The sequence below is a fragment of the Variovorax trehalosi genome (genome assembly GCF_051216415.1).
In the GTDB taxonomy this organism is placed as follows: domain Bacteria; phylum Pseudomonadota; class Gammaproteobacteria; order Burkholderiales; family Burkholderiaceae_C; genus Variovorax.
Genome location: NZ_JBPJZG010000003.1, coordinates 141700 through 167375 on the forward strand (window position 1 = coordinate 141700; position 25676 = coordinate 167375).

Here is a 25676-nt window from a genome sequence, read left to right on the forward strand (position 1 = left end):
CACCCATGCCCATCTCCACTTCAACAACCCCTCCCCGCCGCCTGATGGCGCTGGTGCCCGCGGCCCTCCTCTTCCTGGGCCAGGGTCTCGCGCAGGCCGCCGAACTCTCGCCGGCCCTCGCCGAGCGCCATGCACAGGCCACCTACCGCGAGTACTTCGAGCTGCTGGCCCTGCCCAACGACGCCACCGTGCCGGAGGACATCCGCAAGAACGTCGACTGGCTGGAGCAGGCCTTCCGCAAGCGCGGCTTCACGACGCAGCAGCTGCCCAACAACGGCAAGCCGATGCTCTACGCCGAGTTCCCGGGGAGCGATCCCTCGCGAAAGACCGTGCTTTTCTACATGCATCTCGATGGCCAGCCGGTGATTCCCGCGCAGTGGGCGCAAAAGAGCCCATGGACGCCCGTGCTCAAGCGCAAGACGGACAAGGGCGAGTGGGAAGAGATCGATTCCGCACCGCTCTTCAGCGGCCCGCTCGACCCCGAATGGCGCGTGTTCGGCCGGGCCTCGGCGGACGACAAGGGGCCGATCATGATGCTGCTGGCGGCCATCGATGCGCTGAAGGCCGGAGGCGGCCAGCCGGCGGTCAACGTCAAGGTGATTCTGGACAGCGAGGAAGAAAAGGGGTCGCCCTCGATCAGCCAGGTCATGCAGGCGCACCGCGAACTCTTGCGCAGCGATGCCATCGTGATCCACGACGGCCCCATGCACGCGACCAACCGGCCCACACTCGTGTTCGGCAACCGCGGCGCGGCCGATGCCCGGCTGACCGTGTACGGCGCCAAGGTGCCACTGCACAGCGGGCACTACGGCAACTACGCGCCCAACCCGGCCCAGCGGCTGGCCAGCCTGCTGGCCTCGATGAAGGACGACACGGGGCGGGTGACCGTTCCCGGCTACTACGACCGCGTGAAGATCGGCGAGGCCGACCGCAAGATCATGGCCGCCGTGCCCGACGACGAGGTGGCGCTCAAGCGCCGCCTGGGCATCGCGCGCACCGACAAGGTCGGCGCCAACTACCAGGAGGCGATGCAATACCCCTCGCTGAACGTGCGCGGCATGGCCTCGGCGGCCGTGGGCGACAAGGTGGCGAACATCGTTCCCGACAAGGCTGAAGCCGAGATGGACCTGCGCACCACCCCCGATTCCGACGCGCCGTATCTCGGCAAGCTGATTGAGGCGCACATCGTCAAGCAGGGCTACCACCTCGTGAAGGGCGCGCCGACGGACGAGGAGCGCGCCCGCTACGACAAGATCGCGAGCTTCACCTACCGCAGCGAGGGCGCCGACGCGGCGGGCTCGCCGATCAACTCACCGATCGGGCAGTGGGCCTACAAGGCGCTGACCGACACCTTCGGCGCCAAGCCCGAGCCGGTGCGCATCCGCATGATGGGAGGCACCGTGCCGACGGCGGAAATCGTGCGCGTGCTGCAGGTGCCCTTTGCGATCATTCCGCTGGTGAACGCCGACAACAACCAGCACGCCGCGAACGAGAACCTGCGCATGGGCAACTACGTGACCGGTGTGCAGACGGTGTACGCGCTGATGACGCACGGGTTCTGAACAACCGAACGGAACGGGCGTTCGTCAGGCCTGCTTGCCGGGCTTCTGCGCCTGCTCGCACTTCACCTGGATCAGCTCGCGCTCGCTCAGCGTCGCGCCGATGCGCACCGCGCTCAGGCAGCCGCCCCAGACGCAGCCCGTGTCGGTCGAGAGCAGGTCGGGCCGCGAGAGCCAGCCGAGCGTGGACCAGTGGCCGAAGGCGACGGTGGCCGCTGCGGTCTTGCGGCCCGGCACGTCGAACCACGGCAGGAAGCCTTCGGGGCCGGGAATCGCGCCGTCCTTGGTCTCGAAGTCCATCTCGCCCTCGGGCGTGCAGTAGCGAAGGCGCGTCAGGGCATTGACGATCACGCGCAGGCGCGCGCTGCCGGTGAGCGTGTCGCTCCACTGTGCCGGCTCGTCGCCGTACATGGTGAGCAGGAAGTCACCGAGCGCCGGGCCGCGCAGCACCGATTCGACTTCCGAGGCCAGCGCGAGCGTGTCGCCCACCGACCACTGCGGCAGCACGCCGGCATGGACCATCAGCAGGTCGCCGCCGCCGATCTGCATGTGCAGCGCCATGTGCTGATTGCGCACCCAGTCGAGCATCGCCTCGCTGTCGGGCGCGGCCAGGAGGTCGGCCAGCGTGTCCTTGCGGCCGGCCTTGCGCGCGCCGTGCGCCACGCCCAGCAGGTGCAGGTCGTGGTTGCCGAGCACGCTGCGCGCCGAGGCGCCATAGCCCTGCACGCGGCGCAGCACCGCGGCCGAGTCGGGCCCCCGGTTGACCAGGTCGCCGAGCAGCACGAGGGTGTCGCGGCTGGGGGAGAAATCGATCTCGCCGAGCAGCCGCCCGAGGGCAGGGTCGCAGCCCTGCACGTCGCCGATACAGTAAAGTGACATTCCCTCATTCTCTCCCCCTGTTCATGGATGTCCTCCTGCTGGCCTTGCTGACCACCCTCAATGCGGTGTTCGCAATGTCCGAAATGGCCCTTTCAACCAGCCGGCGCGCACGCCTCGCAGCCTTGGCCGAAACGGGGGACACCGGCGCCGCCGCCGCGCTCAAGCTGATGGAATCGCCCACGCAATTCCTCTCGACGGTGCAGATCGGCATCACTTCGATAGGCATGCTCAGCGGCATCGTGGGCGAAGCGGCCTTCGCCGCGCCGCTCGCCGTCTGGATGGAAGAGCTGGGCATGGGCGCGGGCACCGCCAGCATCGTCTCCACCGCGGTGGTGGTGACCTGCATCACCTTCTTCACCATCATCTTCGGCGAACTGGTGCCCAAGCGCATCGGCCAGCTGTATCCCGAGCCGGTGGCGCGCTGGGTGTCGCGCCCGATGCGCGGCCTCGCCAAGGGCGCCAAGCCCTTCGTGTGGCTGCTGGCCGGCGCCACGGCCACCATGCTCAAGGTGCTGCGCATCGATGCCAATGCAGCGCGCTCGGTGACCGAAGAAGAGATTTCGGCCAGCCTCGAAGAAGGCGTGGACGCCGGCGTGATCGAGCAGCACGAGCACCAGATGGTGCGCAACGTGTTTCACCTCGATGACAGGCGCCTCTCGTCGCTGATGATCCCGCGCGCCGACATCGAGTGGCTCGACGCTTCCAACACCGTGTCGCAGGCCCTGCAGAAGGTGGCGGATGCGGCGGCGCTGAACCTCGTGCACTCGTGGTATCCGGTCTGCCGCAACTCGCTCGACGATGTGGTCGGCGTGATCAGCGTGGCGCACCTGCTGCGCCTGGGCTCCGCCCACAAGGGCGTGCTCGGACAGGAGGCCACGCCCGCCGTGTTCGTGCCCGAAACGCTCACCGGCATGGAACTGCTCGAGCAGTTCCGCGCCCGCGCCGGTCGGCTGGTGTTCGTGGTCGACGAATACGGCGTGGTGCAGGGCCTCATGACCCCGCGCGACCTGCTCGAGGCCATCACCGGCGAACTGCAGCCCGGCATGCAGACCGACGCCTGGGCGCGCGAACGGCCCGATGGCGTGTGGGAGCTCGATGGCCTGATGCCCGTGTCGGAGTTGCGCGCGCGCCTGGGCATCCGCGAATTGCCCGAAGAGGACCGCGGCCGCTACAACACGGTGGCTGGCTTGCTGATGTCGGTGTCGGGCCGCCTGCCTGCGGTGAGCGAGCGCATCGAGTGCGCGGGATGGATCTTCGAGATCGTCGCGCTCGAAGGCCGCCGCATCGACCGCGTGCTGGCTCTGCCCGATCCTGCGGCACCCCACGAAGAATAAGCAGGCACGAACGGCCATGCTGTCGCTGCTTGCACTGAGCTGCCCCCAGTGCTCCGCGCCCCTGCCGCGCGCCGCGCGCTGGCGCACCGTCAACTGCAGCTATTGCGGCGCCACCGTCACGCGCGGCGAGGAAACCGTGGAGCGCGAGAGCTTCCGCGCAGCCTTGCGGCGTGCCAATGCAGACATCGCGGGCGGGCGCATCGTGCAATGGCGCGGCGCGCGCTACCGCGTGCTGGCGCCGCTGGGGTTCGGCGAACACAGCGACGTGCTGTTCGCCGAACGGCTCGGCGCGGTGCCAGAGCGCGTCACGCTGAAGCTGGCGCGAGAAACGGCCGACAACGATGTGCTGCTGCGCGAAGGCGCAGTGTTACAGGCTTTGCAGGACCTTGCCGTTCCGGGCGCCGCCTACTTCACGCGCCGCCTGCCGCAGCCGCTGGGCACGGGCATCGCCGAAGGCCTGGCCGATGGCCAGCGCCAGGCGCTGGTGCTGCGGCATCCGACCGGTTTCTGGGGCAGCCTGCAGGACGTGCAGCAGGCCAATCCGCAAGGCATCGACGCGCGCCACGCTGTCTGGATCTGGCGCCGCATGCTCGAGGTGCTGGCCTTCGTGCACGGGGCAGGATGGGCGCACCGCGATCTTTCGCCCGCGCATGCGCTCGTGCATCCGCGCGACCATGGCGTGCTGATCATCGGTTGGTCGCAAGCGCGGCAGGCCTCGGGTTCCGCGCATGCGGCCGCAGCGGCGCGTGACCTTGCCCAAGTCGCGTGGACCGTGCGCGCAGTGCTGCACGGCGGCGCTGCTGGTGACCCCGGCTTCGGCGCGCACACCCCCGCACCGCTGGCCGCACTGCTGCGCCAGTGCAGCGAAGACACCGCCTCCTGCGAGCGCCTCGGCGCGCAGGGCATCGAGCAGGCCCTCTCGGCCGCATCGCGCGAGGCCTTCGGCGCACCGCAGTTCGTTCACTTCGATCCCGCGCCGCGCGTCGGCGCCTGACACGCCAAGGAGCCATTCATGGGTTACGGAAACTACTCGCACGCCGCCCACACGGCGCTGATCGCCGACCGCGCCGCCAAGCCCGGCGCCGAGGTGTTCACGCAGACCGCGACGCATGCGCTGATGAACCCGCACGGGCTCAAGGTCCGCGAGTCGCGCGACAACGCCGACCACCCCAACTCGCTGGGCATCGTGTTCGCGCTCGATGTCACCGGTTCGATGGGCGACATCCCGCAGACCCTCGCGCGCCGCGAGCTGCCCACCTTCATGAAGCTGCTGACCGACTGCGGCGTGGCCGACCCCCAGCTCCTGTTCATGGCCATCGGCGACGCCACCTCCGACCGCGCACCGCTGCAGGTCGGCCAGTTCGAATCGACCGCCAACCTCATGGACCAGTGGCTCACCTGGAGCTACCTCGAAGGCGGTGGGGGCGGCAGCGGCGAAGAAAGCTACGAGCTGGCCTTCTACGTGATGGCCCAGCACACCGACATGGATTGCTGGGTCAAGCGAAAGAAGCGCGGCTACCTGTTCGTGACGGGCGACGAGCTGCCGTACCCGGCCGTCTCGCGCCACCAGATCGAAGGACTCATCGGCGAGAAGCTCGACGAGGACATTCCCATCGAGGAAGTCATCGCCGCCGCGGCCGAGACCACCAACCTGTTCTTCCTTATCCCCGACGCCCAGCGCCGCCGCCGCTGCGAGCCGCGCTGGCGCGAGCTGCTCGGCGATCACGTCATCTGCATGGACTCGCCCGACGATGCCTGCGCCGTGGCCGCCGGCATCGTCGCGCTGACCGAGAAGGCCGTGCCCAACCTCGATGGCCTTGCCAGGGTGATGGGCGCGACCGGCATGGCCAAGGAGCGCGTCGGCGGCGTGCTGCATGCGCTCGACGCGTACGCCGCGCTGCTCGACCCGACCGCGCCGCGCCGCGCACCGCCGGCCGCGAGCGGGCCGCGGTCGTCGTGGTGGAAGCGGCTCTTCGGCTGAACGGCTGAACACCGTGTGAGCACCACCACCGCGGCCACGCGCTACGTCTCGCTGTTGGGCCTGGGCTTCGGGGACTGCGGAAAGGGCCTTTTCACCGACCACCTGTGCGGCGCGCGGCAGGCGCACACGGTGGTGCGCTTCAACGGCGGCGCGCAGGCGGGGCACAACGTGGTGCTGCCGGATGGCCGGCACCACACCTTCTCGCAATTCGGCGCCGGCAGTTTTCATTCGGGCGTGGCGACGGTGCTCGCGAGCCCGGTGGTGGTGCATCCGACGGCGCTGCGTGTCGAGGAAGAAGCGCTGCGTCGGGTGGGTGTGGCCGATGCCTTCACGCGTTTGCTGGTCGATGCGCGCTGCCGCGTGACGACGCCGTTCCATCAGGCCGCGGGTCGGCTGCGTGAATGGGGGAGAGGGGCGGCGGCGCACGGCAGTTGCGGCGTGGGCGTCGGCGAGACCGTGCGGCAAGCGCTGGCTGCGCCCGTCGATGCATTGCGCTACGACGACCTCATGCATCGTGCGCGTGCGCTGGAAAAGCTGGAGGCTTCGCGCGTGGCCTTGCGGCGAGAGTTCGCGGACATGGCGCCATTGCATCCCGAGGCCGCGCAGGAGCTGGCGTTGCTCGATGACGACTCGCTCGCCCAGCGCTGGTTCGACGCCGCTGTGCCCTGTGTCCGCCTGTCGCCACCTGCAAGCGCCGACGCCATTGGTGCGAGGCTCGCACACCCCGGCACCGTGCTGTTCGAAGGCGCGCAGGGTGTGCTGCTCGACGAATGGCGCGGCTTTCATCCGCACACCACGTGGAGCAGCATATCTACGGCCGCTGTCGAGGCCGTGCTGCATGACGCGGGCATCGATGCGCCCGTGCAGCACCTGGGCGTGCTGCGCAGTTACCTCACGCGCCACGGCCCGGGTCCGCTGCCCACGCACGATCGCGCACTCGACGCGCGATTCGCCGAACCGCACAACGCCGATGAAGGCTGGCAGGGCGCGTTCCGCCGTGGGCATCCCGATGCGGTGCTGCTGCGCTATGCGCTCGCTGCGATTGGGCCCCTCGACGGATTGCTGGTGAGCCATCTCGATGCCGTCGAGGGCTCGGGTCTGCGCTGGTGCACCGGTTACCGCGCCAATGGCGGCGCCAGCGTTGCATCGCTGCCGGCCAGCGATGCGCCGGACCTCGACCATCAGCACGCATTGACCCAACTGCTGCAAGCCGCGCAGCCCCTTTATGAACCGAATCCCGTCGCCACCGCGCAGGCGTGGGTGGAGCGCGTCGAAGCCCTCAGCGGCCTGCCTGTGCGCTGGGGCGCCTTCGGCCCGACACGCGACACCGTTCGCTCGCGCGAGCACATCTGAAAGCCCATGTGACGCCCAACTTCCCCTTGATCATCGGCGCCGCGCTCAGCGCCATCGCCGCGCTGCTGCACATCTGCGTCATCTTCGGTGGGCCTGCGTGGTACCGGTTCTTCGGCGCGGGTGAGCGCATGGCTGCGGGCGCTGCGGCCGGACATTGGTATCCGCCCGTCCTCACGCTGCTGATCGCGGGCGTGCTGGCGACCTGGGCTGCCTATGCGCTCTCGGGTGCCGGTGTGTTGCAGCCGCTGCCGCTGCTGGCTTTCGTGCTGCCCGCGATCACCGCGGTCTACCTGCTGCGCGGGCTTGTCGCCGTGGCGCTCTACGTGTTCGACCGGCGGCGCCTGAGCGCCTTCTGGGTGTGGAGCTCGGCCATCTGCCTCGTGTTCGGCCTCGTGCACCTGCTGGGGCTGGTGCAGGTCTGGGAGACGCTCTGAGAGCGCTACCCCAGTGCCTCGAACCCAGGTGCCTGGCTCATCTCCGAGGGCTTGTAGATCTTGTGCTGCGCAATCGGGGTGCCCGCATCGGCGACCACCAACAGCCGCCAGAGCGGCTCGCGCACCGAGCAGGCCTGCTCTTCGCTCGTGAGCTGGAACTTGGGCGACCCGGTGGACGTGCCCTTCACCACGACGCGCAGCAGCGTTGCGCCCTTCGCGTTCGACACCTCGATGCTGTAGCCGATGTTCTTGCCTGTCAGGTCTTCGGCGTTGTAGCCGTAGCCCTTGAAGTGGCGCATCACGTAGTCCATGGCTGCGGCCTGGACCTCTTCGCTCGAAGCCGGTGCGGGAGGCGCCGCGACGTCCGGCTCGGCCTCGGCCACGACCGGCACGCTGCCTTTCGCCATCGCCGCCTTCACCTCCGCCTCTTCGGGAACCCAGCCGCGCGGGCCGCGGACCAGCACCGCGAGTTGCTGCTCGGGCTCCCAGCTGGCAACGTGCCATTCGGCGTCGTCGCGTACGCGCGTGGACACCTTCGCGGCCTTGTTGCTTTCCAGTTCGGCGATGGCGACCCGGTTGGTCTGCAGCACGGCGCGGAAACCCTGGCCTGCGTCGAAGGTGCGCTTGAGCAGTGCGAGGCGGTCCTTGGCGCGTTGGACCTGGAAGGCGGTGCGTGCGCCGCCGCCGGCGCGAAGCTGCGTATCAAGCGATTCGAGGCAGAACCAGCGCCCACCGGCGCCGATGCTCACGTACTCCGCCCAGATGGTGGCGATCACGTTGTCGCCGGTCGCCAGCCAGGCCTGGTCGAACGGCTTGTCCCGCGCGTCGAACACCCCCATCTTGGCGACGATCTCGACCGGCGTAAGCCGGGGTCCTGAGAGTCGCATCTCATCGATGACGGTGAGTACGTGGGGGTCGACTTCCTTGTCCATGCGGGGTGGGTTCGTGGCGTGTTTGGGGGGTGGGAGTATGCCGCATCGGGTGCGGGGCCTTGCCCGGACGGCTGCGATGGGCCATCCTTTCACTGCGCCGGGATCGGCCCGGTGCCGCTGATTCGCGCGGAGCCGGGCCGCACGGTCCGGAGGCCTTACCGACCCGAGCAGACCGTGTTCGAAAAGCTGCTCGTGGTGTTGCTTGTGGCGCTGCCCGTGGTGACGCTGTTCCCGGCCGTCACGCACTGCTCGTGCGTCGGGCGAACAGTTTCGTTTTGATGTTGCTGCCGCTGCTGGTCGGCCAGTCGCCGCTGCTGTTCCTCGGCTTGCCATTGCCGCTCGCGGTTCGCAGCAGCCTTTTGCCGGTTCTGGTCCGCCTGCATCATGCAGTTCGCAAAGGCATCGGTGCCTTCGGCGAAGCCGTAGCCGGCGCAGGTGCGCTTGTCGGCGGCGGCAATTTCCTGCGGAGACACGCAGGCTGTTGCCATGGCGGCCAGGACCGCCGAGGCAATGAAAATTTTCGTACTACGTTGTGCGCTTTGCATCGCGGCAAGCCCTGTGAGTTGAGGCGCGTTCATTTTCCACAGCCAATCCGCGGTGCCAAGTCCTGTGAAACGTCGCATTGCGTGCGAGCGACATATCTTCGTTCTAGACTGCAACCCCATGGCAAGAGGCATCGTGGTTACCTTCGTCTCGCGACGCAATTCCCTTCGCAGCAGATTGGCGCATGCCAGCCTTGCGCACCTGGGCGGCAGCCGGTTCACGGTGCTCTCGTGCGGCCAGCCCGGAAAGATCGCTGCGGACATCCATCCCGCTGCCGTTGCAGCGCTCGAGAACGCAGGCATTCCGCCGCTGGATGCGCCGCCGCGCAGCTGGAACGACCTGACCTTATCGGGCGCACCCCGCGCGGAGTTCGTCATCACCCTGGACGAGTCGACGTCGCTCTCCCAACCACGCTGGCCGGGCCAGCCCGATGCGGCGCTGTGGGCCTTCCCAGACATTGCTGCGATCGGCAACCCCGACGACGCGGTGCGCGCAGCCATCCAGATGATGTTTGTGCTGCGCCGGCGTCTGGAGCTGTTCGCGAGCCTGCCGCTTCACGGCACGGACCGAGCGGCCATCCGTTCGGACCTGCGGGACCTGGCGCACATGCGATAGGTCCGCGGCGACTTCACATCGGCGGCATCCGGTCGAACTTCGGCAATGCCGGGTCCAGAAAATCCCATGCATGCCCGCGCACGCCGTACGTGACTGCCTGAGGCCGATAGCGCTCAGGGTCGTCCAGGCTCGCGGCATGCACGGTGAACACGTCGGGCATCGCGGCGAAGGTCAGGTACACGGGCGATCCGCAGTGCGGACAGAACGCGCGGGTCTTCACGTTGCCGCTGTCGCCGACCATGTCCCACAGTGTCGCTCTGCCGCTGTGCTTCACGCCGCCGCGGGGGAAGGTGAGGTATGAACCGTGGCCGGTGCCGCTCTTGCGCTGGCAGTCGCGGCATTGGCAGTTGTTCTGGAAGACGGGCTCGCCCGAGATTTCGAAGCGGATCGCGCCGCATGCGCAACCGCCGGTGTAGGGCTGGTCGATCTCTGCTGTTCTTTCGACGATGTCGGTCATGGGGCGCTCCGTTGCGTTGGTTCCAGAAAAATCCACGCATGCCGCGTGGCCTCATGACCAATCTATTCGAGCCGGCGCACGGCACGGGAGTAACAAGATCGTCGCGAATCGCGCGGTCTCGACGAGGTTTTCGATGGATATCATCGCGCTCCGGAACAAAGGAGCGTATTCATGGGGAACAAGGTGCAGGGCGTGATCGCCATCGTGTGGGGTGGATGGGCAGTGACCCGCTGGATGAATCTCCCGCAGGCCGCTGCGGGCGCCGAAGCCGGCTACTCGGCCGGAAAATCCGCAGGCATGCTGGTCTTCGCCGTCGTGTTGCTGGCGTTCGGGGCCTACAAGCTGTTCAAGCGCTAGCCCGTGTCAGTGACTCTGCCGCTTCCCCGGGCGCAGAGGCATGGCGCTCCGCCTTTTATCGAAGCCGGGCCTGAATGCTCTTCAGATTCGAGAGCCAGGCGAGATAGTCTTCATCGTCTTCGCCCAACTCCGCCCAGGTGTCGTGCCCATCCGCTTCGGGGTCGTCGATGACGGCCTGGATCGCATCGATGGCGGCTTGCTTCAGCGAGGCCGGCGGTGCCGCCTTTCCAGCGCACCAGGCGATCACATCCGGATGAACGTCGGGGCTGTCTTTTCCGCTGAGCACTGCGAGCACCGCGCCCGCTGCGATGACGCTTTCCGTCGAGCCCGAGGTCAGCGTCTCCTGGATGAAGGGCAGGGCGCTCGGGGCCTCCTGCAGTTCGCCGAACCAATCCAGTGCATCGTCATTGCCAAAGCTTTCGGTAGACCACGTGCCCATCTTCGAACTCCCATGCTGGTGTGTGTATGCAGGAGTGCGGAGCCTAGCATCAGGCAGTGACGGGAGCGCTCTGCGGCGCGGGGGAAAGAGAGGCCTGACGGCTCTTTCGATTTCCTGGTTTGTCAGATGGTGCACGAGTTGCGCAGGGGCGATCACCTCGAACTCACCGTCGAAGTCGAGGGCTGAGCAAGCCGAAAACTAGTAGCGCATGCCCCATGCGGGAGATATCGCCACGGTGTAGATGAGAAGAAGGGAGCAGGGCACTGCAATCAGAAGTGCGATCAGGCTGCTGACCAAGCAGGTCACAGCCAGCTTGCCGTTGCCACGCAGCCATGAAGCAGCTGCACCGAGAAGCGGGGTGGCCGCGCCGATGGCCGGCAGGAGCCCCACGAACATGGGTGTGGATCGGTTGCTTGTGAAGACCACGAAAAAGATGAGCGTCAGGACAAGGGTCAGGTGAAGCAGCATGAATCTGGCGCGAGGATTCCCGAGCTTCGCGATCCAGTAGGCGGCGTACAGCGGGTAGGTAATCCCACCCGAAAATTGCAGCCACTTGACCCCTCCAAGGGTTGAAGAGCTCACTGCGTCGTAGACGATGGGCGGCAGCAGAACCACGAAGAGCACGATGCATGCATGAAGCATGAACTTCACCAGAAACAGATGGCCAGCGTGCTTTGCGGGCTGCGGATCGATTTGAATGCCCATTGTTCAGGCCAGCCGGCTCACGATGCAGGCAGGTCGCCATCCGCAAGCAGCAGCTTCGTCCCGATGCCATAGAGCGCAAGCATGCCCAGCACGTGCCCGATGGCGACGCCCGGCTCGCCCGATTCGATGCGCGCGATCGTCTGCACGTGCACGCCCAACCGTGCGGCGGCGGCCGACTGCCCTTCACCGGCACGCGTGCGCGCCAGCTTGGCCTGCGCGCCCATGTGCCTGATCGCCTGGAGGGCGTCGCTGTCGATGTCTGCCGAGATGCGTTTGCCTTGAGCCATCCCGGGATTGTCGCTGCACAATCCAGCCGTGCCCCGAACCCTGACAGACCCTCAGCCCGCACCCACGCCCGCACCGTATTGGCTCTATCTCCTGGAGTGCGAAGGCGGCGTGTACTACACGGGGATCGCGCTCGATGTGGAGCAGCGCTTCTTCCAGCACGTCTTCGGGCTGGGCGCCAAGTTCACGCGCGCGCGTCCCCCGTTGCGCGTGCTTGCCGCCCGCGTCTACCCGAACAAGGGCGCCGCATTGCGGGCCGAGATCAAGGTCAAGGCACTGCCTCGAAACCGAAAGCTCGCCTTCTTCGAGGCGGCCGCCTAGTTCGCGAATCCGGCACGGGAAAGAAAAAAGTATGACGACCAAGAGGCTTCTGGACTTCCTCGCATCTGCCCGCGAAACCGCCTCGTCGCGCATCTCCGCCCGGTCCGTGCTCCGTTCGAGCGTGGCCCTGGTCTTCGCGGTGATGCTCGCAGCGTGCTCCAGCCTGCCCCCGCGGATTGCCACTCCACCGACCGAAGCCATACGCGACTACGCGCAGACGCCCCTGGCCACCCTCACGCAAAAGGTGCTCCCCGCCGACGGTCGCTCGGGTTTCCGCCTTCAGCCCTACGGCCCCAATTCGTTCGCGACCCGCATCGAACTGACGAAGCTCGCCACCCGCAGCCTCGACGTGCAGTACTACCTGCTGCAGGGTGACAACACCGGCCGCGCGCTGATGCGTGCCATGCGGGACGCCGCCGCGCGCGGCGTTCGTGTGCGCCTGCTGGTCGACGACCTCTACACCTCCGGCGAAGACGACCTGCTGCTCGGTCTGGCCAGCTACCCCAACGTCGAGGTCCGCCTCTTCAATCCGTTTCCGGGCGGCCGAAGCAGCCTCGTCACCCGTTTTATCAGTTCGGGCTTCGAGTTCCGCCGCGTCAACCGGCGCATGCACAACAAGCTCTTCGTTGCCGACAACGTCGCGGCCGTGGCCGGTGGCCGCAACATGGCCGACGAATACGTGATGAACGCCGAAGGCAGCAACTTCATCGACATGGACACATTCGTGGCCGGGCCGGTGGTGCGCGACCTGTCGGCCGAGTTCGACCACTACTGGAACAGCGAGGTCGTCTATCCACTGGAACGCATCGCGCACAGCGCATCGAGCCGCGCAGCTGCAGGACAACTTCGAGCGCCAGACGGCGGCCGCCAGGCCGCCCGAAGCAGCCCAGATGCCGTTGGACGGCAGGCCGCTCCATCCGAGCGCGGACGATCCGCCCCTGGTGCCGCTCGAACTCGTGCCCATGCTCAATCTTCCGTTCGAGCTGGCGAATGGCCAGCTGAGTCCGCTGCTGTGGGCCAACGCACGCGTGCTGTTCGATCCGCTCACGAAGACACAGGGGCTCAACGAGCGCGAAGGCTCGATCAAGGGCACCGTCACCGAAGGCGTCATCCGGTGGCTCATGACGGCCGAAAAGAACATCAAGATGGTTTCGCCGTACTTCGTGCCGAGCGACGAGGCTGTGGCGAATCTCGTGCGGGCGCGCAAGGCCGGCCTTGGCGTGGAGCTGGTGACCAACTCGCTCGCATCGACCGACGAGCCCTGGGTCTATGTGGGCTACTGGCCGCACATCAAGGAGCTGCTGGCCGCGGGCGTCGCCATCTACGAGATCAGCCCCTCGCTGAGCGTGAAGCGGCGCAAGCTCGGCGTCTTCGGGCACCGCACCGGCGCGCTGCACATGAAGAACGCGATCCTTGACCACAAGGAGGTGTTCCTCGGCTCGATGAACCTCGACCCGCGCTCCGCGAGGCTCAACACCGAACTGGGCATCATCATCCAGAGCGAAGAAATGGCGCGGCAGCTGGAAAGCTTTGCGGACGCGGGCAGCGCCTACACGCTGCGCCTGGCAGCCGAGGGCCAGAGCGTTCAATGGGTGGAGGAAGACGACGACGGCAAGCAGACGGTGTATGACGTGCCGCCCGAAACCACTGCGTGGCAACGCTTGCGATTGCGCCTGCTGGCGCCGTTCATTCCCGAGCAGGAACTCTAGGCTTCGCGCGGGTCTATTGCCAAAGAATACGTCTTGCACGTGAAACTGGTGAGTAGACTGTGCCGATGAAACGCAAGAGCCTGGGCATCGGAACGGGCTTTCGACAGGAAGGACAAATGACGTCATGAGTACCGCTGACGATATGGAAACCTGGTTGCTCGAAGCAGGCGACGAAATCATCGAGAAGAGGACGGAGCAAGGCGAGGCCTCGCTCTCGCCGTCCGAGCATGCGATCTATTGCATGTGGGCCCTCGACTACGCCGTGAGGAATGCGGGTTCTCTCGATGCGTTGGAAGACGTGCACGAGACCGCGATCGAAGACCTCGCGGCCTTTGCCCGCACGCAGAAAATCGGCGTGCTCTCGGTGCTGCTCGACATGGCGGCGGACGAGGAAGCGTTCATCGATGCGTACTACGTACAGTTCGACGCCGCTTGCACCGAACTGAGGCGTTGCAACGAAGCCCGGCATTGACCGGGCACGGCCGCGACCGGCCGGGCTGGCTGCGCGCATGGCGATGACCTGAGGCCGGGCATGTGGCGCGTCGATATGATCGGCGCCAAACAACCGCGGAGACCGGCGATGCGCGTGCATGGAAAGACCAATTCTTCACTGGCCCACCTCGCAATCGCATTGCTGTTCGCAGCCTTGCCGCTCAAGGCCGCGTTGGCCGATGAGCCTGCCGCATGGCCCACCGCGGGCTGGGCCACGAGCACGCCGGAAGCGCAGGGCATGGACTCGGCCGCGCTCGCCAAGCTGGTCGAACGCGGCGAGGCGAACGGCCTGGACAGCATCCTCATCACGCGCCACGGCAAGCTGGTCGCCGAGGCCTACTACGCGCCGTATCGCGCGGGCCTCAAGCACGCGGTCAACTCGGTCACCAAGGCTGTCGTCGGCACGCTCACCGGCATGGCGATTCAGGACGGTCTGCTGGCCTCGCGCGACCAGCCCGTGCTCGAGTTCTTTTCCGATCGCACGGTGGCCAACGCCGATGCCGGCAAGAAATCGATCACCCTCGGGAACCTGCTCGACCAGACCTCGGGCCTCGACTGGAAAGAGAAGCTCGACGCCAGCGTGCCCGAAAGCATGATCCAGATGCGCCGCAGCCGCGACTGGCAAGGCTTCGTGCTCGACCGCCCGATGGCGCAGGCGCCCGGCAGCGGCTTCAACTACAACAGCGGCAACTCGCACCTGCTGTCGGCCATCGTCGCGAAGAAGACCGGTGGCAGCACGCTGGCCTATGCGCGCAAGCGCCTGTTCGAGCCGCTGGGTATCGCCGACGTGCGCTGGATCAAGGACCCGCAGGGCATCGAGGCCGGTGGCTTCGGCCTTTACCTGCAGCCGCGCGACATGGCGAAGATCGGCTATCTCTACCTGCGCAAGGGCCAGTGGGCGGGCCGGCAACTGCTGCCCGCCGAATGGGTGGAAAAAGTGTTCAGCGCTTCCGTCGACATGGGCTTCGGTGCGAAGCCGGCCCATAGCTACGCCAATGGCTGGTGGACCATCCCGGAGAAGCGCGCCTATATCGCGGCGGGCTACAACCGGCAACTGATCGTCGTGCTGCCCGAGGTCGACGTGGTCGCCGTGACCACGAGCCGGCGCAACTTCCCGATGGTGCCGTTCATCGACATGATCGTCGCCGCCGCACGCTCGGCACAGCCGCTTCCCGCGGACAGCGCCGCAGAAGCGCAGCTGACGGACCGCATCCGCGATTCGGCCATCGAGAAGCCGAGCGCTGTCACGCCCGCACCTGAGCTCGCGGCCACGGTGTCCGGCAAGGTCTGGCAGTTCGATCGCAATATGCTGGGCATCAAGAGCCTGGTGCTCGACCTGAAGGCCGCAACGCCGAGCTACGAGATCGTGTTCGACGGCAAGGACCCCGGCGCCACCGCGCAGCCGCTCGCAGGACCGATCGGGCTCGATGGCCTTTTCCGCATCAACGACAAGGCCCCCAACGCGCCGGTTGCAGTCAAGGGCACCTGGCTCGATGCGCAGAGCTTTCGCATCGACTCGCGCGTGCTGGGCGAAGACGAGGTGACGATGTACACCCTGCGCTTCGACGGACAGCGGGTGAACGTGGACTTCGAGAACAACCGCGGCTTCAAGACGCAGATGCAGGGCAGGGCGGCGGAGTAGCTTCGGTCACCACCGCAGTGCTTCGAGCCACCGCGCGGCCCATGCGGCGCCGTAGAGACCGAGGCCGAAGACGGTGTGCGTGACCAGGCTGTGAAGGCGCGCAACGGCCGGGCGCGGCGTGCGGCTCGCTGCGATGCCGGCGCCCATCGCGGGTTGCATCACGAAGAAGGGCGCGGCCACGCTGCCGATGCCGACGATGAGCGCGGGGCCCGACGTGGGGTGGCGCGCCCAGTCGAGGCCCCAGATGGCGAGCAGCACGGCAGCGAATGCGACACCGATCAGGTAGTGCGCGATCCAGCCGACGGAGCGTTCGCCCGGCATGCGGGGCGACGCGCCGATGGGATCGTGGCGAAATCGCCCGCCCGGCATGTGCAGCAGCCATCGGCCGACCAGCGCGTAATCCAGTGAGGGAACGCCGAGCAGCCGCTTCCTTGCGATGGCCCAGAGGTCCATTGCCACCGTTGCGCCGGCGCCGATCACGAGCGCGTGCGCTGCGCAGACGGCCGCTTCAGACATGGGCATGAGCGGGCGCCTTCGCACCGATCACCCAGCAGGCAGCCGTGAAGCGCACTTCGTCGCCATGCACGAACGGATCGAAGGCGGCACGCACGGTGTTGACGACCTGCCGGCGCGTCGCTTCGTCCATGTCCTCCAGGACCTGGCCGACGGCGCCGAGCCGCGTGAAATAGCCGACCAGATCCCTTTCGGGATAGGCGCAGCTCACATCGATCGGCTGAATATCGATCTCGCCCCAGCCGCTCTCCTGCAGGATGGATGCGACCCGATCCCGGTCCGCAAAGGCGAACTGCCCCGGCGCGCCCGACTGGCGCACCGGCATGTTCGGCAGCAGCGGCGCCGCTGCGCGCTCGGCGGTGGTCATGTAGGGGTTCTCGGCGGCGCTTCGCCATGCGATGACCTGCAGCCGTGCACCGGCGCTCGATGCACGGCGCAGGTTCGCGAACGCGGCCACGGGGTCGCCGAAGAACATCACGCCGAAACGCGAGATGACGAGGTCGAAACTCGCGGGCGCGAAGGCGTGGGTCTGCACGTCGGCGGCGATGAAGCGGGCCGTCGAGCCTTCCTGCCCGGCGCGTGTGCGGGCGACCGCAATCATCGGCTCCGAGATGTCGACCCCGAGGCAGTCGCCCTGTGCGCCGACCGCCCGTGCCGCGGCCAGTGTCGTGCTGCCCGTGCCGCAGCCGACGTCGAGCACCCGCCGTGCGGACGTGGCGCGCACCGTGTCGGCGAGCAGCTCTTCGAACGAGGCGAACATCCGGTCGAGCGTCGCCTGTCCATCGATCCAGGCACGGCCTGCGCGTCCGTTCCAGAGCGCGGCCTGTTCGTTGGGATTCGTCTGCGTGGCATTCATGGTGTCTGGTCCTTTGCATGCCTCTGGAAAAGAGGCGAAAGCTAGACTGTGCAACTTCAAGTCGACTTGAGGTCAAGCGGTGCAGCATCTGGACATTGCCGAGGTGGCGCAGCAATCGGGCATTCCGGCCTCGACGCTGCGGTTCTACGACGAGAAAGGGCTGATCGTCTCGACCGGCCGGCGCGGGCTGCGCCGCCTGTTCGACCCCGGCGTGCTGGAGCGGCTGGCACTCATCACCGTAGGCCGTGCCGCCGGTTTTTCGCTCGATGAAATCGCCCTCATGTTCGCGCCGGAAGGCTCGCCACGCATCGACCGGCAGATGCTCGCGGCCAAGGCCGATGAACTCGACCGGACCATCCGCAAGCTGAGTGCCATGCGCGACGGCCTGCGCCACGCGGCCGTGTGCCCCGCACCGAGCCACATGGAGTGCCCCACATTCCGCCGCATTGTGAAGGCCGCCGGTTCGGGTGCCATCGGTGGGCGAAAGAAGAAAACGCCTCACCCGCCGGGGAACCAAACCCTGACACAACCGTACCCAGAAACGAGGCGAAACTAGGGCGTCACACAAACACGGGCCTCGCGCCACCTGCCCCTCGCCGTTCAGGAAAAAAATCTTGCTATCCAAAGCCAAAGTCGCCCGCATCGCGCTCTCCGCTTCGGCCGCCGCCATCGGCAGCCTCGCCGCCTACTGGACCCTCCTTGCCACGCGGCAGGGGCACATCCTGTTCAATGCCCGCAAGCACCCGGTCGTCCAGCTGTCGGACGACTTTTCCACCTACTCGCACACGGTGCCGGGCGGCATGGTCCGCGGCTACGTCTACCACCCGCAGGGCGAAGACGCGGTGCAGGACCTGTTCATCTATTTCGCGGGCCGCAGCGAAGACGTTCGCGCCACCGCGCAGACGCTGCACTGGCTGCCGGAAGGCTTCGGCTTCGCCGCGATCAATTACCGCGGCGTGGCCGACTCGCAAGGCCACCCTTCGGAAATCGCCTCCGTCGAAGACGGCGCGCAGTTCGCCAAGCACCTGCGCCGTGCCTTCCCCAACGCGCGCCTGCATGTCGTCGGCCGCAGCCTGGGCACGGGCGTTGCCATCCAGCTCGTGGCGCGGCAGGAGTTCGCAAGCCTGCAACTGGTGACGCCCTACGACTCGATGCTGGAGGTCGCGAAGAAGCGCTTCCCGCTCGTGCCGCTGTCGCTGCTGCTGCGCAACCGGTTCGACTCCCTCACGCACTGCGCGGAAGTGGCCGCGAAGACCCAGGTGCTGCTGGCCGAACGCGACGATGTCGTGCTGCCGGAGCGTTCCGAAAAACTCATCGCGGCATGGCCGACGCCGGTGTCCGTGGAGACCGTTCCCGGGTCGGACCACTACAACATCATGGGGCTCGAGGAGACGTGGCTGCGGCTGATCGACTTTGCGTTGACTGCGGTATTGCCGGAGCCGAAGGCGGCTTAGGTCGGATTCGAGAAGCCAGTGTTCAAGTTTCAACGCACAGGCAAGCTGGAGGCATTCCTCCACTTGGTGGACGGCGCCATCGGGCTGGGGTTGATCTCCGGCGCTGCGCTGGCCGCGATCGTCGGGCAGTTCATCCTGGGCGGAATGCTGACGGCACTCGCGATCGGCATGTTCTTGCGATTCAAGCGCGGGCGTGTGCGCAAGTAAACGCTCCGAAGCCAGCACGCTCCCGCATCGAAGCCACGGCAAACCCCGCTGGCGATCAGGCCCGTGACGGCCAGCATCGCAGCCGTGTGAATACCAACCGCCGCGAGCGCCAGCATCCATGGCCCTGACGCGCTGACTTCCCGGCCCGCCCCGTCTCCCATGCACAAGGGGATCAATGCCGGCACCAGCATCAACCCCGCACCGTGCGCAGTGGACATCATGAAAGACCAGAGCGCCAGCCCGGCATGCCCTGCCGGTGCATGCGCAGCCTTGGGCGCTCCGCCCCAGAGATGAAGCACCGCGGCTGCGACGAACAGTCCACCCGCAAGCACCTGCATCACTCCGCGGTCGATCGCGAGACCGAACGCCACCGCGCCGGCCACCAGCCCGATCGATGCCACATGCCCGACCGCGATCGGCATCAGCGCCCGCAACGCCTGTGCCCGATCTCCCGAGCGCGTGCCCCACGCGGCAGCCAGCATCCAGCCGGTGGCGGGGTTCAGCCCGTGAAGGGCTCCGACCCCCGCGACCGCGAGCCATGGCCAAAGGTCTGCGCCGGCCACGACATCTCCACGAGGTCAGTCGCCGCCGTGGCAGCACGAACCCGATGCCGCCTTCGCCGCAGCCGGCGCCGGCTCATACCGGTCGTGGTGCCGCACCCAATCCATCGCATACACCGGGTTGTGCTCGTCGCGCCCCTTGGGCGTGAGGTCGAGCAGGTTGTATGTGCCCATCATCACTTCGACCCCACGCTCGTAGGTCGAGTAGGTGTGGAAGACCTCGCCCGCGTCGTCCTTGTAGAACACGCTGACGCCGGGCGCCTCCTGCGCGGGGAAGGGGCGCACGCTGTAGTTGTAGTAGACCTCGCCCTGGCCCTCGGCCCATTCCCGCGGCTTGAAGCTCACGCCGAAGTCGTAGTTGAAGTCGCTGTCGTATGCCGACACCCACTTGAACTGCCAGCCCATGCGTTCGCGAAAGCGCTCGATCTCGGCCAGCGGCGCGCGGGAGACGACCAGCATCGTCACGTCGCGATTCGCCAGGTGCACCTCCATGCCGGCGATGTGATCGGCCATGTACGAGCAACTCGGGCAGCCTTGCTCCCATTCCGGGCCGAGCATGAAGTGCTGCACCACCAATTGGCGACGGCCTTCGAAGAGGTCGGCGAGTTGGCGCGGGCCCTCGGTGGTGTCGAAGGTGTAGTTCTTCGCGACGTGCGTCCACGGCAAGGCGCGGCGCTCGCGGGCGATCTCGTCGCGCAGGTGCGTGAGCTCCTTCTCGCGTGCCAGCAGCGCCTTGCGCTGGGCCAGCCATCGGTCTTTCGAGACGACGGGGTGGTTCTTCAGGCTGTTCGTTTCTGCAGTGGCGGTGTTCATGGTGCTGTTCTCCTTGAGTCGATGGCCCGTTCAGGCCCTGGCGGATTTCGGACGGCGCACGGCGCGGACTTTTCCGGTGCCGCCGCCACCGCAATAGAAGAGGTCGGCCCCGTCGGACTCGAGCCCGCTGATGTTCACGCCGCGCGGCATTTCCAGCCTCTCGAGCACGGCGCCGCTCTCCGGGTCGATGTGGCGCAGCTCGCTCTCGTCGCCTTCCCAGGTGGCATGCCACAGCTCGCCGTCGACCCAGGTCACGCCGGTCACGAAGCGGTTCGATTCGATGGTGCGCAGCACCGCGCCGGTGGCGGGGTCGATCTGGTGGATCTTCCGGTCGCGGTACTGGCCCACCCAGAGGCTGCCCTCGGCCCAGGTGAGGCCCGAGTCGGCGCCGTGGCCGGGCGCGGGAATCGACTTCAGCACGTCGCCGGTGGCCGGGTCGATCTTGTCGATGCGCTCCTCGGCGATCTGGTAGAGGTGCTTGCCGTCGAAGGCGGTGCCGGCATCGGCGGCGCGGTCCAGCGTGCGGGTCTGTTCGCCGCTCTCGGGGTCGAAGGCGATCAGCCGGGCGCCGGTGGCGGCCCAGACGCGCTGGCCGTCGTGCGTCACGCCGCCCACCTTGTCGACGCCTTCGAAGGGACCGTACTCGCGCACGACCTCGGCCACGCGCGGGGTGGGCTGGGTGCTGCTGTCTTTCTTGTTGCTCATCGTTGACTCCTTGTGGGGAGGCACCGCGAATCGGCGCCTTGGAGACAACTTTATGCAATCGGCAGCGCGGAGGGGAGTAACAAGATCGTCGTGAATCCCGCGAGCGGCGGCGCGAGCCAGCGCTGCGCCCGCGCCCGCCCGATGGCGCGCACGCGACCTTCGGCCTCCAGTTCGGCGAGTGCGCGCTGCACCGTGCGCTGGCTGGCGCCCAGCGCGAGCGCGAGGGCGGAGGTGGACCACGCTGCGCCGTCGGACAGCAGCGCCACCAGCGAGGCCTGCTCGCCATCGATGGGTGGTGCCAGCAGCACCACCTCGCGCCCGTCGCGCGGCTTGAGGACGAAGCCACGCGTGGTGGCCTCGATGGCCGCCTGTGCCGCGACGAGCGCGCGCAGGCGGCCGATCTCGACGCGCAGGCGCGCGCGCAGCGTTTCATCGGGGTAGCGGGTGTTGAAGGCGTAGGCAATCAGTGCTTCACGCTCGACGTCGCCGGGCCAGGCTTCCGCGAGCGCACGCGCCAGCGCAAAGAGCACGGGCCGGCGCGCGAGCGGCCGCCATGCGCCGCCGGCGCCGACACCGCGACGGCAGGCATCGACCACCAGCGCATCCGAGGCCAGGAGTGCGGCGACCTCGTCCAGCCGCAGCGCCTGCTCGCCGCCGGGAAAGAGCCGTCGCGCGGCGGGGCGGTCGAACCCGGCCAACGCTTCCGCCACCTCGGCCGCGAGCGCCGGCACGCGGGCGCGCCCGGCCGCTTCGTGGGCACGGGCGAGCGAGGCACGCGCAGGGCCGATGCGCAGCGAGCGCAACGCCAACTCGGCCGCAGTGAGTTCGGCCACTGCCGCCAGCGGCGGCGACAACGCCTGGCCATCGAGCAGCGCCAGCGCGGCGGCGGCCTCGTCCAGGCGCCCGAGCAGCAGCAGCCGGCGCGCCGCGATGAGCCGCGCCTGCCGCGCGTTGGCGAAATCGTCATGCGCTTCGAGCGTGGCCGCGGCTGCCGCGAGCGCGCGTGGCGTGCCGCCGAGATCGCGCATGGCCATCGCCACTTCGGCCTCGGCGACGACGCAGCGCGCGCGCGCGAGCTCTTCGTGCGCGCCGAAGGCACGCGCGGCGCGGCGCAGCAGTTCGCGGGCGCGCGGGTGCTCGCCGAGCTGTGCCATCGCGATGCCGCGCAGGGCCAGCGCGGGCGGATCGTCGCGCAGCGCGATGCGCTTGAGCGCGCCGAGCGCGTCCCCGGCGGCGAGGGCGCGTGCGGAGGCGGCGATCAGGGAGTCCATCGCGCCGAGGCTACACCGGCCGGCGGCCACCATCGATTGACATGTCCGGCCGGCATGCTTCCTCCTGTCCTACAAGCATCCCGCGGCACGGTCCCCAGGATCGCCCCATGAACAAACTGATCCTTGTGGGCGCGAGCGTGGTCGCGTGGTGTTCGTTCGCCACTGCGGAAGAGGTGAAGGTGCCCATCGACAACAGCGAGAAGGGCACTGTCTACGTGGCGCCCAACGTCAACTCGACCGAAACATCGGCCTACACCAAGGGCGCGACCGTCGGCGTTCAGCGGCCCGACGGCAGCGGCACCTACATCGGCACCGACACCTCCATGCCGCGGCCCACCTACTCGCTCGGCGGGAGCACGGGAGGGAGCATGTCGTTCAACGGCGGCGTGACCTCCGACGGCAAGGCCAACAACGGCGTGAAGGCGGGCGTCACCATCAAGTACTGAAGGTACGGATGCAGCCCGCGTGAAAGGCGTTGCGATGACCTCACTGTCTCGCGAACGCTTTCCGCCCCCTGGCCTCCGCGGCCTGCAACTCCTTTGCCGTGAGCACGTAGGCCGTGTTGTCGACCAGCCGCCGCACCGCGAGGTCGATGAAGGCCTTGGCCCGCGCAGGTTGCGCGGCGCGGCTTCCGTAGTACACGAAGGTGCTGGAGTGGTCGTCCACGTGCCGCGTCAGCAGCGGCACCAGGCGGCCTTCGCGGATGTGCGTTGCGGCGATCACGCCGGTCATCAGCCCGAGCACATGGCCGGCCAGCACGGCCTCGGTCTCCAGTGCCTCGTCGTTGATGCACAGCGCGGGCACCACGTGGTGCTCCACCCGCGCGTCTTCCACCTTCACGTACCAGGGCAGGACCCGGCCGGTGCCCGGGTGGCGAAAGGCACTGCAGCGGTGCGCGGCGAGCGCGTTCAGGCTGTCCGGCGCGCCATGCTGCGCCAGGTACGCCGGCGCCGCACAGATGATGAGCTGCGACGGAAAGAGCCGCCGCGCGATCACGCCCTCGGCCGTCGACTGCCCCACGCGAAACCCCACGTCGACGCGGTCTTCCACCCAGTTGCCGATGCGGTCGTCCAGCTGCACGTCGGGCTGCACCTCGGGATGCTCCCGGCAGAACTCGTCGAGCAAGGGCCACAGCACGGGCGCGAAGGTCGAGCGCGGCCCCACGATGCGCAGCGGCCCTGCGATCTCGTCCTTGGCCTGCCGCGCCATGTGCAGCGCGCGCTGCAGGCCCACGAGCGCCGGCTGCGCGGCCTCCAGGAACTGCCGGCCCTCGTCGGTGAGCGACAGGCTGCGCGTCGTGCGGTGAAAGAGCCGCACGCCCAGGTGCTGCTCCAGCTGGGCCAGCGCCTGGCTCGCCGCCTGCGGCGTGATGCCCTGCGCCGCAGCCGCCTGGCGCAGGCTGCCGAGCTCGGCGGTCTTGGCGAAGGTGGCGATGGAACGCAGTTCGTTGATGGGCATGGTGTGCTCCTTTCGGTCGACTCATTATCAAGAGCAACTTGCCAGTCCTTCAAGGCCGGAGGGGCTATTCGCATGACGAACAGAAACCTAAAGTGAGTTCACGGGCCGGCGCCATGGGCGACGGCCGTTCTTCCCTGCGCGCGGACTTGCCCCCTTGCGGCGCGCGCATCCCCCGATGAAAAAAGGAGCGAAAGCGACATGACCACGACGACGCCCGACAAATTCACCATCTCCCGACGCGGCCTGCTCAAGACCGGCGCCGCGGCTGCCTCGGTGCCCGCATTCACCGGCGCGCCCGCGGTGGCCGCGCCGGCCCCGGCACCCGGCGGCACGGCGCTCGCCCGCGTGACGCTCGTCGTCAACGGCAAGACGCAGCGCCTGTCGCTCGACACCCGCACCACCTTGCTCGATGCATTGCGCGAGCACCTGCATCTCTCCGGCACGAAGAAGGGCTGCGACCACGGCCAGTGCGGCGCCTGCACAGTGATGCTCGATGGCCGGCGCATCAACTCCTGCCTCACGCTCGCCGTGATGCACGAGGGTGCGAAGGTGACCACCATCGAAGGCCTCGGCGCACCCGGCCGCATGCACCCGATGCAGACCGCGTTCGTCAAGCACGACGGCTACCAGTGCGGCTACTGCACGCCGGGGCAGATCTGCTCTGCCGTGGGCATGCTGGGCGAAATCGCGCAGGGCGTTCCGAGCCATGTGAGCGCCGACCTCACGGCCAGGCCGCAGCTCTCGACCGTCGAATTTCGCGAGCGCATGAGCGGCAACATCTGCCGATGCGGGGCCTACAGCAACATCGTCGAGGCGATCTCTGAAGTGGCGGGGGTGAAAGCATGAGAGCCTTTACCTACGAGCGGGCCGCTTCGCCCGCGCAGGCCGTTGCGGCCGCCACACGCACACCGGGCGCGCGCTTCATCGCAGGCGGCACCAACCTGCTCGACCTCATGAAGCTGGAGATCGAGACACCCGCTCACCTGATCGACGTGAACGGCCTGGGCTTCGACAAGGTGGAGAGCACGCCGAACGGCGGCCTGCGCATCGGAGCGCTCGTGCGCAACACCGACCTGGCCGCGAACGAGCGCGTGCGGCGCGACTATGGCGTGCTCGCGCGCGCCCTGCTCGCGGGCGCCTCGGCGCAACTGCGCAACAAGGCGACCACCGCGGGCAACCTGCTGCAGCGCACGCGCTGCCCGTACTTCTACGACACCAACCAGCCGTGCAACAAGCGCCAGCCCGGCAGCGGCTGCTCGGCCATCGGCGGCTTCAGCCGGCAGCACGCGGTGATCGGTGCGAGCGAGGCCTGCATCGCCACGCACCCGAGCGACATGGCCGTGGCGATGCGCGTGCTCGATGCGGGCGTGGAGACGGTGCGCGCCGATGGCACGCGCCGCACGATCCCGATCGCCGACTTCCACACGCTGCCCGGCGCGACGCCCAACGTCGAGACCGCGCTCACGCCCGGCGAGCTGATCACCGCGGTCACGCTGCCCGCGCCCGTGGGCGGCAAGCACGTCTATCACAAGGTGCGCGACCGCGCGTCGTATGCGTTCGCGCTGGTGTCGGTCGCCGCCATCGTGCAGCGCGACGGCTCCGGCCGCGTGGCCCTCGGCGGCGTGGCGCACAGGCCGTGGCGCGTCGAGGCGGCCGAGCGCGAGTTGCCGCGCGGCGCGGCCGCCACCGCGGCCGTGCTGCTGGCCGGCGCCCAACCCACCGAGCAGAACGCCTTCAAGGTGACGCTGGTCGAACGCACCCTCGATGCGGTGCTCACCGATGCCAAAGACGTGAGGAACTGA

31 protein-coding genes and 1 pseudogene are annotated in these 25676 nt (G+C 67.9%); 18 read left to right on the forward strand and 14 right to left on the reverse strand.

Annotation, left to right across the window (positions count from 1 at the left end):
- The first annotated feature begins 5 nt into the window (after window positions 1-5).
- Window positions 6-1562 (forward strand): M20/M25/M40 family metallo-hydrolase, encoded by a 1557-nt coding sequence (locus tag ACSFA7_RS12610; RefSeq protein WP_435499680.1) that lies wholly within the window; start codon window positions 6-8, stop codon window positions 1560-1562.
- Window positions 1563-1586: 24 nt separating this feature from the next.
- Here the strand turns inward: ACSFA7_RS12610 and ACSFA7_RS12615 are convergent, their stop codons facing one another.
- Window positions 1587-2438 carry a symmetrical bis(5'-nucleosyl)-tetraphosphatase gene (locus tag ACSFA7_RS12615; RefSeq protein ID WP_435499681.1) on the reverse strand — a complete coding sequence of 284 codons (852 nt, stop codon included), beginning with the start codon at window positions 2436-2438 and terminating at the stop codon, window positions 1587-1589.
- Window positions 2439-2461: 23 nt separating this feature from the next.
- Between ACSFA7_RS12615 and ACSFA7_RS12620 the strand changes: the two genes are divergently transcribed.
- Genes ACSFA7_RS12620 through ACSFA7_RS12640 form a run of 5 tightly spaced genes read left to right on the forward strand, consistent with a single transcriptional unit; the run spans window position 2462 to window position 7540 of the window.
- Window positions 2462-3772: a hemolysin family protein gene (locus tag ACSFA7_RS12620; protein WP_435499682.1), complete on the forward strand. Its 1311-nt coding sequence runs from the start codon at window positions 2462-2464 to the stop codon at window positions 3770-3772.
- A gap of 16 nt (window positions 3773-3788) precedes the next feature.
- Entirely contained in the window at window positions 3789-4766 is a 978-nt protein-coding gene (locus ACSFA7_RS12625; RefSeq protein WP_435499683.1) for a protein kinase family protein, read from the forward strand.
- A gap of 18 nt (window positions 4767-4784) precedes the next feature.
- Window positions 4785-5753, forward strand: a complete 969-nt coding sequence (locus tag ACSFA7_RS12630; RefSeq protein WP_435499684.1) for a VWA domain-containing protein — start codon at window positions 4785-4787, stop codon at window positions 5751-5753.
- Between the two features lie 15 nt (window positions 5754-5768).
- On the forward strand, window positions 5769-7106 hold the full coding sequence (locus tag ACSFA7_RS12635) for an adenylosuccinate synthetase (protein WP_435499685.1): 1338 nt from the start codon (window positions 5769-5771) through the stop codon (window positions 7104-7106).
- An 8-nt stretch (window positions 7107-7114) separates the two neighbouring features.
- A complete protein-coding gene (locus ACSFA7_RS12640) occupies window positions 7115-7540 on the forward strand; it encodes a hypothetical protein (protein ID WP_435499686.1) in 426 nt (141 codons plus the stop codon).
- A gap of 5 nt (window positions 7541-7545) precedes the next feature.
- Here the strand turns inward: ACSFA7_RS12640 and ACSFA7_RS12645 are convergent, their stop codons facing one another.
- The gene (locus tag ACSFA7_RS12645; protein ID WP_435499687.1) at window positions 7546-8472 is read right to left on the reverse strand and encodes a protein NO VEIN domain-containing protein; all 927 of its coding nucleotides are present in this window, start codon (window positions 8470-8472) and stop codon (window positions 7546-7548) included.
- A gap of 155 nt (window positions 8473-8627) precedes the next feature.
- Entirely contained in the window at window positions 8628-9017 is a 390-nt protein-coding gene (locus ACSFA7_RS12650) for a hypothetical protein (protein ID WP_435499688.1), read from the reverse strand.
- Window positions 9018-9135: 118 nt separating this feature from the next.
- Here ACSFA7_RS12650 and ACSFA7_RS12655 point away from each other — a divergent pair, with 118 nt between their 5' ends.
- Window positions 9136-9630, forward strand: coding sequence for a low molecular weight phosphatase family protein (locus ACSFA7_RS12655; protein ID WP_435499689.1), 495 nt, complete (start codon window positions 9136-9138; stop codon window positions 9628-9630).
- A 13-nt stretch (window positions 9631-9643) separates the two neighbouring features.
- Here ACSFA7_RS12655 and ACSFA7_RS12660 read toward each other — a convergent pair whose 3' ends face one another.
- Window positions 9644-10087, reverse strand: coding sequence for a GFA family protein (locus ACSFA7_RS12660; protein ID WP_435499690.1), 444 nt, complete (start codon window positions 10085-10087; stop codon window positions 9644-9646).
- Window positions 10088-10258: 171 nt separating this feature from the next.
- On the opposite strand from ACSFA7_RS12660, the gene ACSFA7_RS12665 reads away from it, so the two are divergent.
- On the forward strand, window positions 10259-10444 hold the full coding sequence (locus ACSFA7_RS12665) for a hypothetical protein (protein WP_435499691.1): 186 nt from the start codon (window positions 10259-10261) through the stop codon (window positions 10442-10444).
- 55 nt (window positions 10445-10499) lie between these two features.
- On the opposite strand, the gene ACSFA7_RS12670 is transcribed toward ACSFA7_RS12665, so the two are convergent.
- The 3 genes from ACSFA7_RS12670 to ACSFA7_RS12680 all read right to left on the reverse strand — a co-directional run bounded on the left by ACSFA7_RS12670 (window position 10500) and on the right by ACSFA7_RS12680 (window position 11875).
- On the reverse strand, window positions 10500-10883 hold the full coding sequence (locus ACSFA7_RS12670) for a DUF4259 domain-containing protein (RefSeq protein WP_435499692.1): 384 nt from the start codon (window positions 10881-10883) through the stop codon (window positions 10500-10502).
- 198 nt (window positions 10884-11081) lie between these two features.
- The gene (locus ACSFA7_RS12675; protein WP_435499693.1) at window positions 11082-11588 is read right to left on the reverse strand and encodes a hypothetical protein; all 507 of its coding nucleotides are present in this window, start codon (window positions 11586-11588) and stop codon (window positions 11082-11084) included.
- A 17-nt stretch (window positions 11589-11605) separates the two neighbouring features.
- Window positions 11606-11875, reverse strand: coding sequence for a helix-turn-helix domain-containing protein (locus ACSFA7_RS12680; RefSeq protein WP_435499694.1), 270 nt, complete (start codon window positions 11873-11875; stop codon window positions 11606-11608).
- Window positions 11876-11903: 28 nt separating this feature from the next.
- On the opposite strand from ACSFA7_RS12680, the gene ACSFA7_RS12685 reads away from it, so the two are divergent.
- The 5 genes and pseudogenes from ACSFA7_RS12685 to ACSFA7_RS12705 all read left to right on the forward strand — a co-directional run bounded on the left by ACSFA7_RS12685 (window position 11904) and on the right by ACSFA7_RS12705 (window position 16037).
- Window positions 11904-12194, forward strand: coding sequence for a GIY-YIG nuclease family protein (locus ACSFA7_RS12685; RefSeq protein WP_435499695.1), 291 nt, complete (start codon window positions 11904-11906; stop codon window positions 12192-12194).
- Window positions 12195-12336: 142 nt separating this feature from the next.
- Window positions 12337-12909, forward strand: a pseudogene (locus ACSFA7_RS12690) (phospholipase D-like domain-containing protein); the annotation flags it as partial.
- Between the two features lie 247 nt (window positions 12910-13156).
- The gene (locus ACSFA7_RS12695) at window positions 13157-13903 is read left to right on the forward strand and encodes a phospholipase D-like domain-containing protein (protein ID WP_435499696.1); all 747 of its coding nucleotides are present in this window, start codon (window positions 13157-13159) and stop codon (window positions 13901-13903) included.
- A 124-nt stretch (window positions 13904-14027) separates the two neighbouring features.
- A complete protein-coding gene (locus ACSFA7_RS12700; protein WP_435499697.1) occupies window positions 14028-14375 on the forward strand; it encodes a hypothetical protein in 348 nt (115 codons plus the stop codon).
- Window positions 14376-14483: 108 nt separating this feature from the next.
- On the forward strand, window positions 14484-16037 hold the full coding sequence (locus ACSFA7_RS12705) for a serine hydrolase domain-containing protein (protein WP_435499698.1): 1554 nt from the start codon (window positions 14484-14486) through the stop codon (window positions 16035-16037).
- Window positions 16038-16043: 6 nt separating this feature from the next.
- On the opposite strand, the gene ACSFA7_RS12710 is transcribed toward ACSFA7_RS12705, so the two are convergent.
- On the reverse strand, window positions 16044-16553 hold the full coding sequence (locus ACSFA7_RS12710) for a DUF2938 domain-containing protein (RefSeq protein WP_435500215.1): 510 nt from the start codon (window positions 16551-16553) through the stop codon (window positions 16044-16046).
- Window positions 16546-17406, reverse strand: a complete 861-nt coding sequence (locus tag ACSFA7_RS12715) for a class I SAM-dependent methyltransferase (protein ID WP_435499699.1) — start codon at window positions 17404-17406, stop codon at window positions 16546-16548. The genes ACSFA7_RS12710 and ACSFA7_RS12715 overlap by 8 nt, the downstream gene beginning before the upstream one ends.
- A 79-nt stretch (window positions 17407-17485) precedes the next feature.
- On the opposite strand from ACSFA7_RS12715, the gene ACSFA7_RS12720 reads away from it, so the two are divergent.
- Window positions 17486-17962: a helix-turn-helix domain-containing protein gene (locus tag ACSFA7_RS12720; RefSeq protein ID WP_435499700.1), complete on the forward strand. Its 477-nt coding sequence runs from the start codon at window positions 17486-17488 to the stop codon at window positions 17960-17962.
- A gap of 58 nt (window positions 17963-18020) precedes the next feature.
- Window positions 18021-18860, forward strand: a complete 840-nt coding sequence (locus ACSFA7_RS12725; RefSeq protein ID WP_435499701.1) for an alpha/beta hydrolase — start codon at window positions 18021-18023, stop codon at window positions 18858-18860.
- A gap of 29 nt (window positions 18861-18889) precedes the next feature.
- Here ACSFA7_RS12725 and ACSFA7_RS12730 read toward each other — a convergent pair whose 3' ends face one another.
- From ACSFA7_RS12730 to ACSFA7_RS12745, 4 genes are read right to left on the reverse strand one after another with little or no spacing between them, the layout of a single operon-like run.
- A complete protein-coding gene (locus tag ACSFA7_RS12730) occupies window positions 18890-19630 on the reverse strand; it encodes a hypothetical protein (RefSeq protein ID WP_435499702.1) in 741 nt (246 codons plus the stop codon).
- Between the two features lie 15 nt (window positions 19631-19645).
- A complete protein-coding gene (locus ACSFA7_RS12735; RefSeq protein WP_435499703.1) occupies window positions 19646-20440 on the reverse strand; it encodes a DUF899 domain-containing protein in 795 nt (264 codons plus the stop codon).
- A gap of 30 nt (window positions 20441-20470) precedes the next feature.
- A complete protein-coding gene (locus tag ACSFA7_RS12740; RefSeq protein ID WP_435499704.1) occupies window positions 20471-21145 on the reverse strand; it encodes a Vgb family protein in 675 nt (224 codons plus the stop codon).
- Window positions 21146-21195: 50 nt separating this feature from the next.
- Window positions 21196-22416, reverse strand: coding sequence for a helix-turn-helix domain-containing protein (locus ACSFA7_RS12745; RefSeq protein WP_435499705.1), 1221 nt, complete (start codon window positions 22414-22416; stop codon window positions 21196-21198).
- A gap of 107 nt (window positions 22417-22523) precedes the next feature.
- Here ACSFA7_RS12745 and ACSFA7_RS12750 point away from each other — a divergent pair, with 107 nt between their 5' ends.
- Window positions 22524-22862 carry a hypothetical protein gene (locus ACSFA7_RS12750; RefSeq protein WP_435499706.1) on the forward strand — a complete coding sequence of 113 codons (339 nt, stop codon included), beginning with the start codon at window positions 22524-22526 and terminating at the stop codon, window positions 22860-22862.
- 40 nt (window positions 22863-22902) lie between these two features.
- On the opposite strand, the gene ACSFA7_RS12755 is transcribed toward ACSFA7_RS12750, so the two are convergent.
- Window positions 22903-23874 carry a LysR family transcriptional regulator gene (locus ACSFA7_RS12755; RefSeq protein ID WP_435499707.1) on the reverse strand — a complete coding sequence of 324 codons (972 nt, stop codon included), beginning with the start codon at window positions 23872-23874 and terminating at the stop codon, window positions 22903-22905.
- Between the two features lie 198 nt (window positions 23875-24072).
- Here ACSFA7_RS12755 and paoA point away from each other — a divergent pair, with 198 nt between their 5' ends.
- Both paoA and ACSFA7_RS12765 read left to right on the forward strand, forming a co-directional pair.
- A complete protein-coding gene (gene paoA / locus ACSFA7_RS12760) occupies window positions 24073-24720 on the forward strand; it encodes an aldehyde dehydrogenase iron-sulfur subunit PaoA (protein WP_435499708.1) in 648 nt (215 codons plus the stop codon).
- Complete coding sequence (locus ACSFA7_RS12765; protein WP_435499709.1) at window positions 24717-25676, forward strand: FAD binding domain-containing protein; 960 nt, start codon at window positions 24717-24719, stop codon at window positions 25674-25676. Before paoA ends, ACSFA7_RS12765 begins: the two co-directional genes overlap by 4 nt.

Excerpts from the sequence above, each read along its gene's own strand:
- ACSFA7_RS12615 (WP_435499681.1), bottom strand. The coding sequence starts at position 2,438 with ATGTCACTTTACTGTATCGGCGACGTGCAGGGCTGCGACCCTGCCCTC.
- ACSFA7_RS12620 (WP_435499682.1), top strand. The coding sequence starts at position 2,462 with ATGGATGTCCTCCTGCTGGCCTTGCTGACCACCCTCAATGCGGTGTTC.
- ACSFA7_RS12755 (WP_435499707.1), bottom strand. The coding sequence starts at position 23,874 with ATGCCCATCAACGAACTGCGTTCCATCGCCACCTTCGCCAAGACCGCC.
- ACSFA7_RS12705 (WP_435499698.1), top strand. The coding sequence starts at position 14,484 with ATGCGCGTGCATGGAAAGACCAATTCTTCACTGGCCCACCTCGCAATC.
- ACSFA7_RS12660 (WP_435499690.1), bottom strand. The coding sequence starts at position 10,087 with ATGACCGACATCGTCGAAAGAACAGCAGAGATCGACCAGCCCTACACC.
- ACSFA7_RS12680 (WP_435499694.1), bottom strand. The coding sequence starts at position 11,875 with ATGGCTCAAGGCAAACGCATCTCGGCAGACATCGACAGCGACGCCCTC.
- ACSFA7_RS12715 (WP_435499699.1), bottom strand. The coding sequence starts at position 17,406 with ATGAATGCCACGCAGACGAATCCCAACGAACAGGCCGCGCTCTGGAAC.
- ACSFA7_RS12645 (WP_435499687.1), bottom strand. The coding sequence starts at position 8,472 with ATGGACAAGGAAGTCGACCCCCACGTACTCACCGTCATCGATGAGATG.
- ACSFA7_RS12740 (WP_435499704.1), bottom strand. The coding sequence starts at position 21,145 with ATGAGCAACAAGAAAGACAGCAGCACCCAGCCCACCCCGCGCGTGGCC.
- ACSFA7_RS12655 (WP_435499689.1), top strand. The coding sequence starts at position 9,136 with ATGGCAAGAGGCATCGTGGTTACCTTCGTCTCGCGACGCAATTCCCTT.
- ACSFA7_RS12610 (WP_435499680.1), top strand. The coding sequence starts at position 6 with ATGCCCATCTCCACTTCAACAACCCCTCCCCGCCGCCTGATGGCGCTG.
- ACSFA7_RS12750 (WP_435499706.1), top strand. The coding sequence starts at position 22,524 with ATGAACAAACTGATCCTTGTGGGCGCGAGCGTGGTCGCGTGGTGTTCG.
- ACSFA7_RS12735 (WP_435499703.1), bottom strand. The coding sequence starts at position 20,440 with ATGAACACCGCCACTGCAGAAACGAACAGCCTGAAGAACCACCCCGTC.
- ACSFA7_RS12700 (WP_435499697.1), top strand. The coding sequence starts at position 14,028 with ATGAGTACCGCTGACGATATGGAAACCTGGTTGCTCGAAGCAGGCGAC.
- ACSFA7_RS12675 (WP_435499693.1), bottom strand. The coding sequence starts at position 11,588 with ATGGGCATTCAAATCGATCCGCAGCCCGCAAAGCACGCTGGCCATCTG.
- ACSFA7_RS12625 (WP_435499683.1), top strand. The coding sequence starts at position 3,789 with ATGCTGTCGCTGCTTGCACTGAGCTGCCCCCAGTGCTCCGCGCCCCTG.
- paoA (WP_435499708.1), top strand. The coding sequence starts at position 24,073 with ATGACCACGACGACGCCCGACAAATTCACCATCTCCCGACGCGGCCTG.
- ACSFA7_RS12745 (WP_435499705.1), bottom strand. The coding sequence starts at position 22,416 with ATGGACTCCCTGATCGCCGCCTCCGCACGCGCCCTCGCCGCCGGGGAC.
- ACSFA7_RS12665 (WP_435499691.1), top strand. The coding sequence starts at position 10,259 with ATGGGGAACAAGGTGCAGGGCGTGATCGCCATCGTGTGGGGTGGATGG.
- ACSFA7_RS12630 (WP_435499684.1), top strand. The coding sequence starts at position 4,785 with ATGGGTTACGGAAACTACTCGCACGCCGCCCACACGGCGCTGATCGCC.
- ACSFA7_RS12670 (WP_435499692.1), bottom strand. The coding sequence starts at position 10,883 with ATGGGCACGTGGTCTACCGAAAGCTTTGGCAATGACGATGCACTGGAT.
- ACSFA7_RS12710 (WP_435500215.1), bottom strand. The coding sequence starts at position 16,553 with ATGTCTGAAGCGGCCGTCTGCGCAGCGCACGCGCTCGTGATCGGCGCC.
- ACSFA7_RS12695 (WP_435499696.1), top strand. The coding sequence starts at position 13,157 with ATGCTCAATCTTCCGTTCGAGCTGGCGAATGGCCAGCTGAGTCCGCTG.
- ACSFA7_RS12650 (WP_435499688.1), bottom strand. The coding sequence starts at position 9,017 with ATGCAAAGCGCACAACGTAGTACGAAAATTTTCATTGCCTCGGCGGTC.
- ACSFA7_RS12765 (WP_435499709.1), top strand. The coding sequence starts at position 24,717 with ATGAGAGCCTTTACCTACGAGCGGGCCGCTTCGCCCGCGCAGGCCGTT.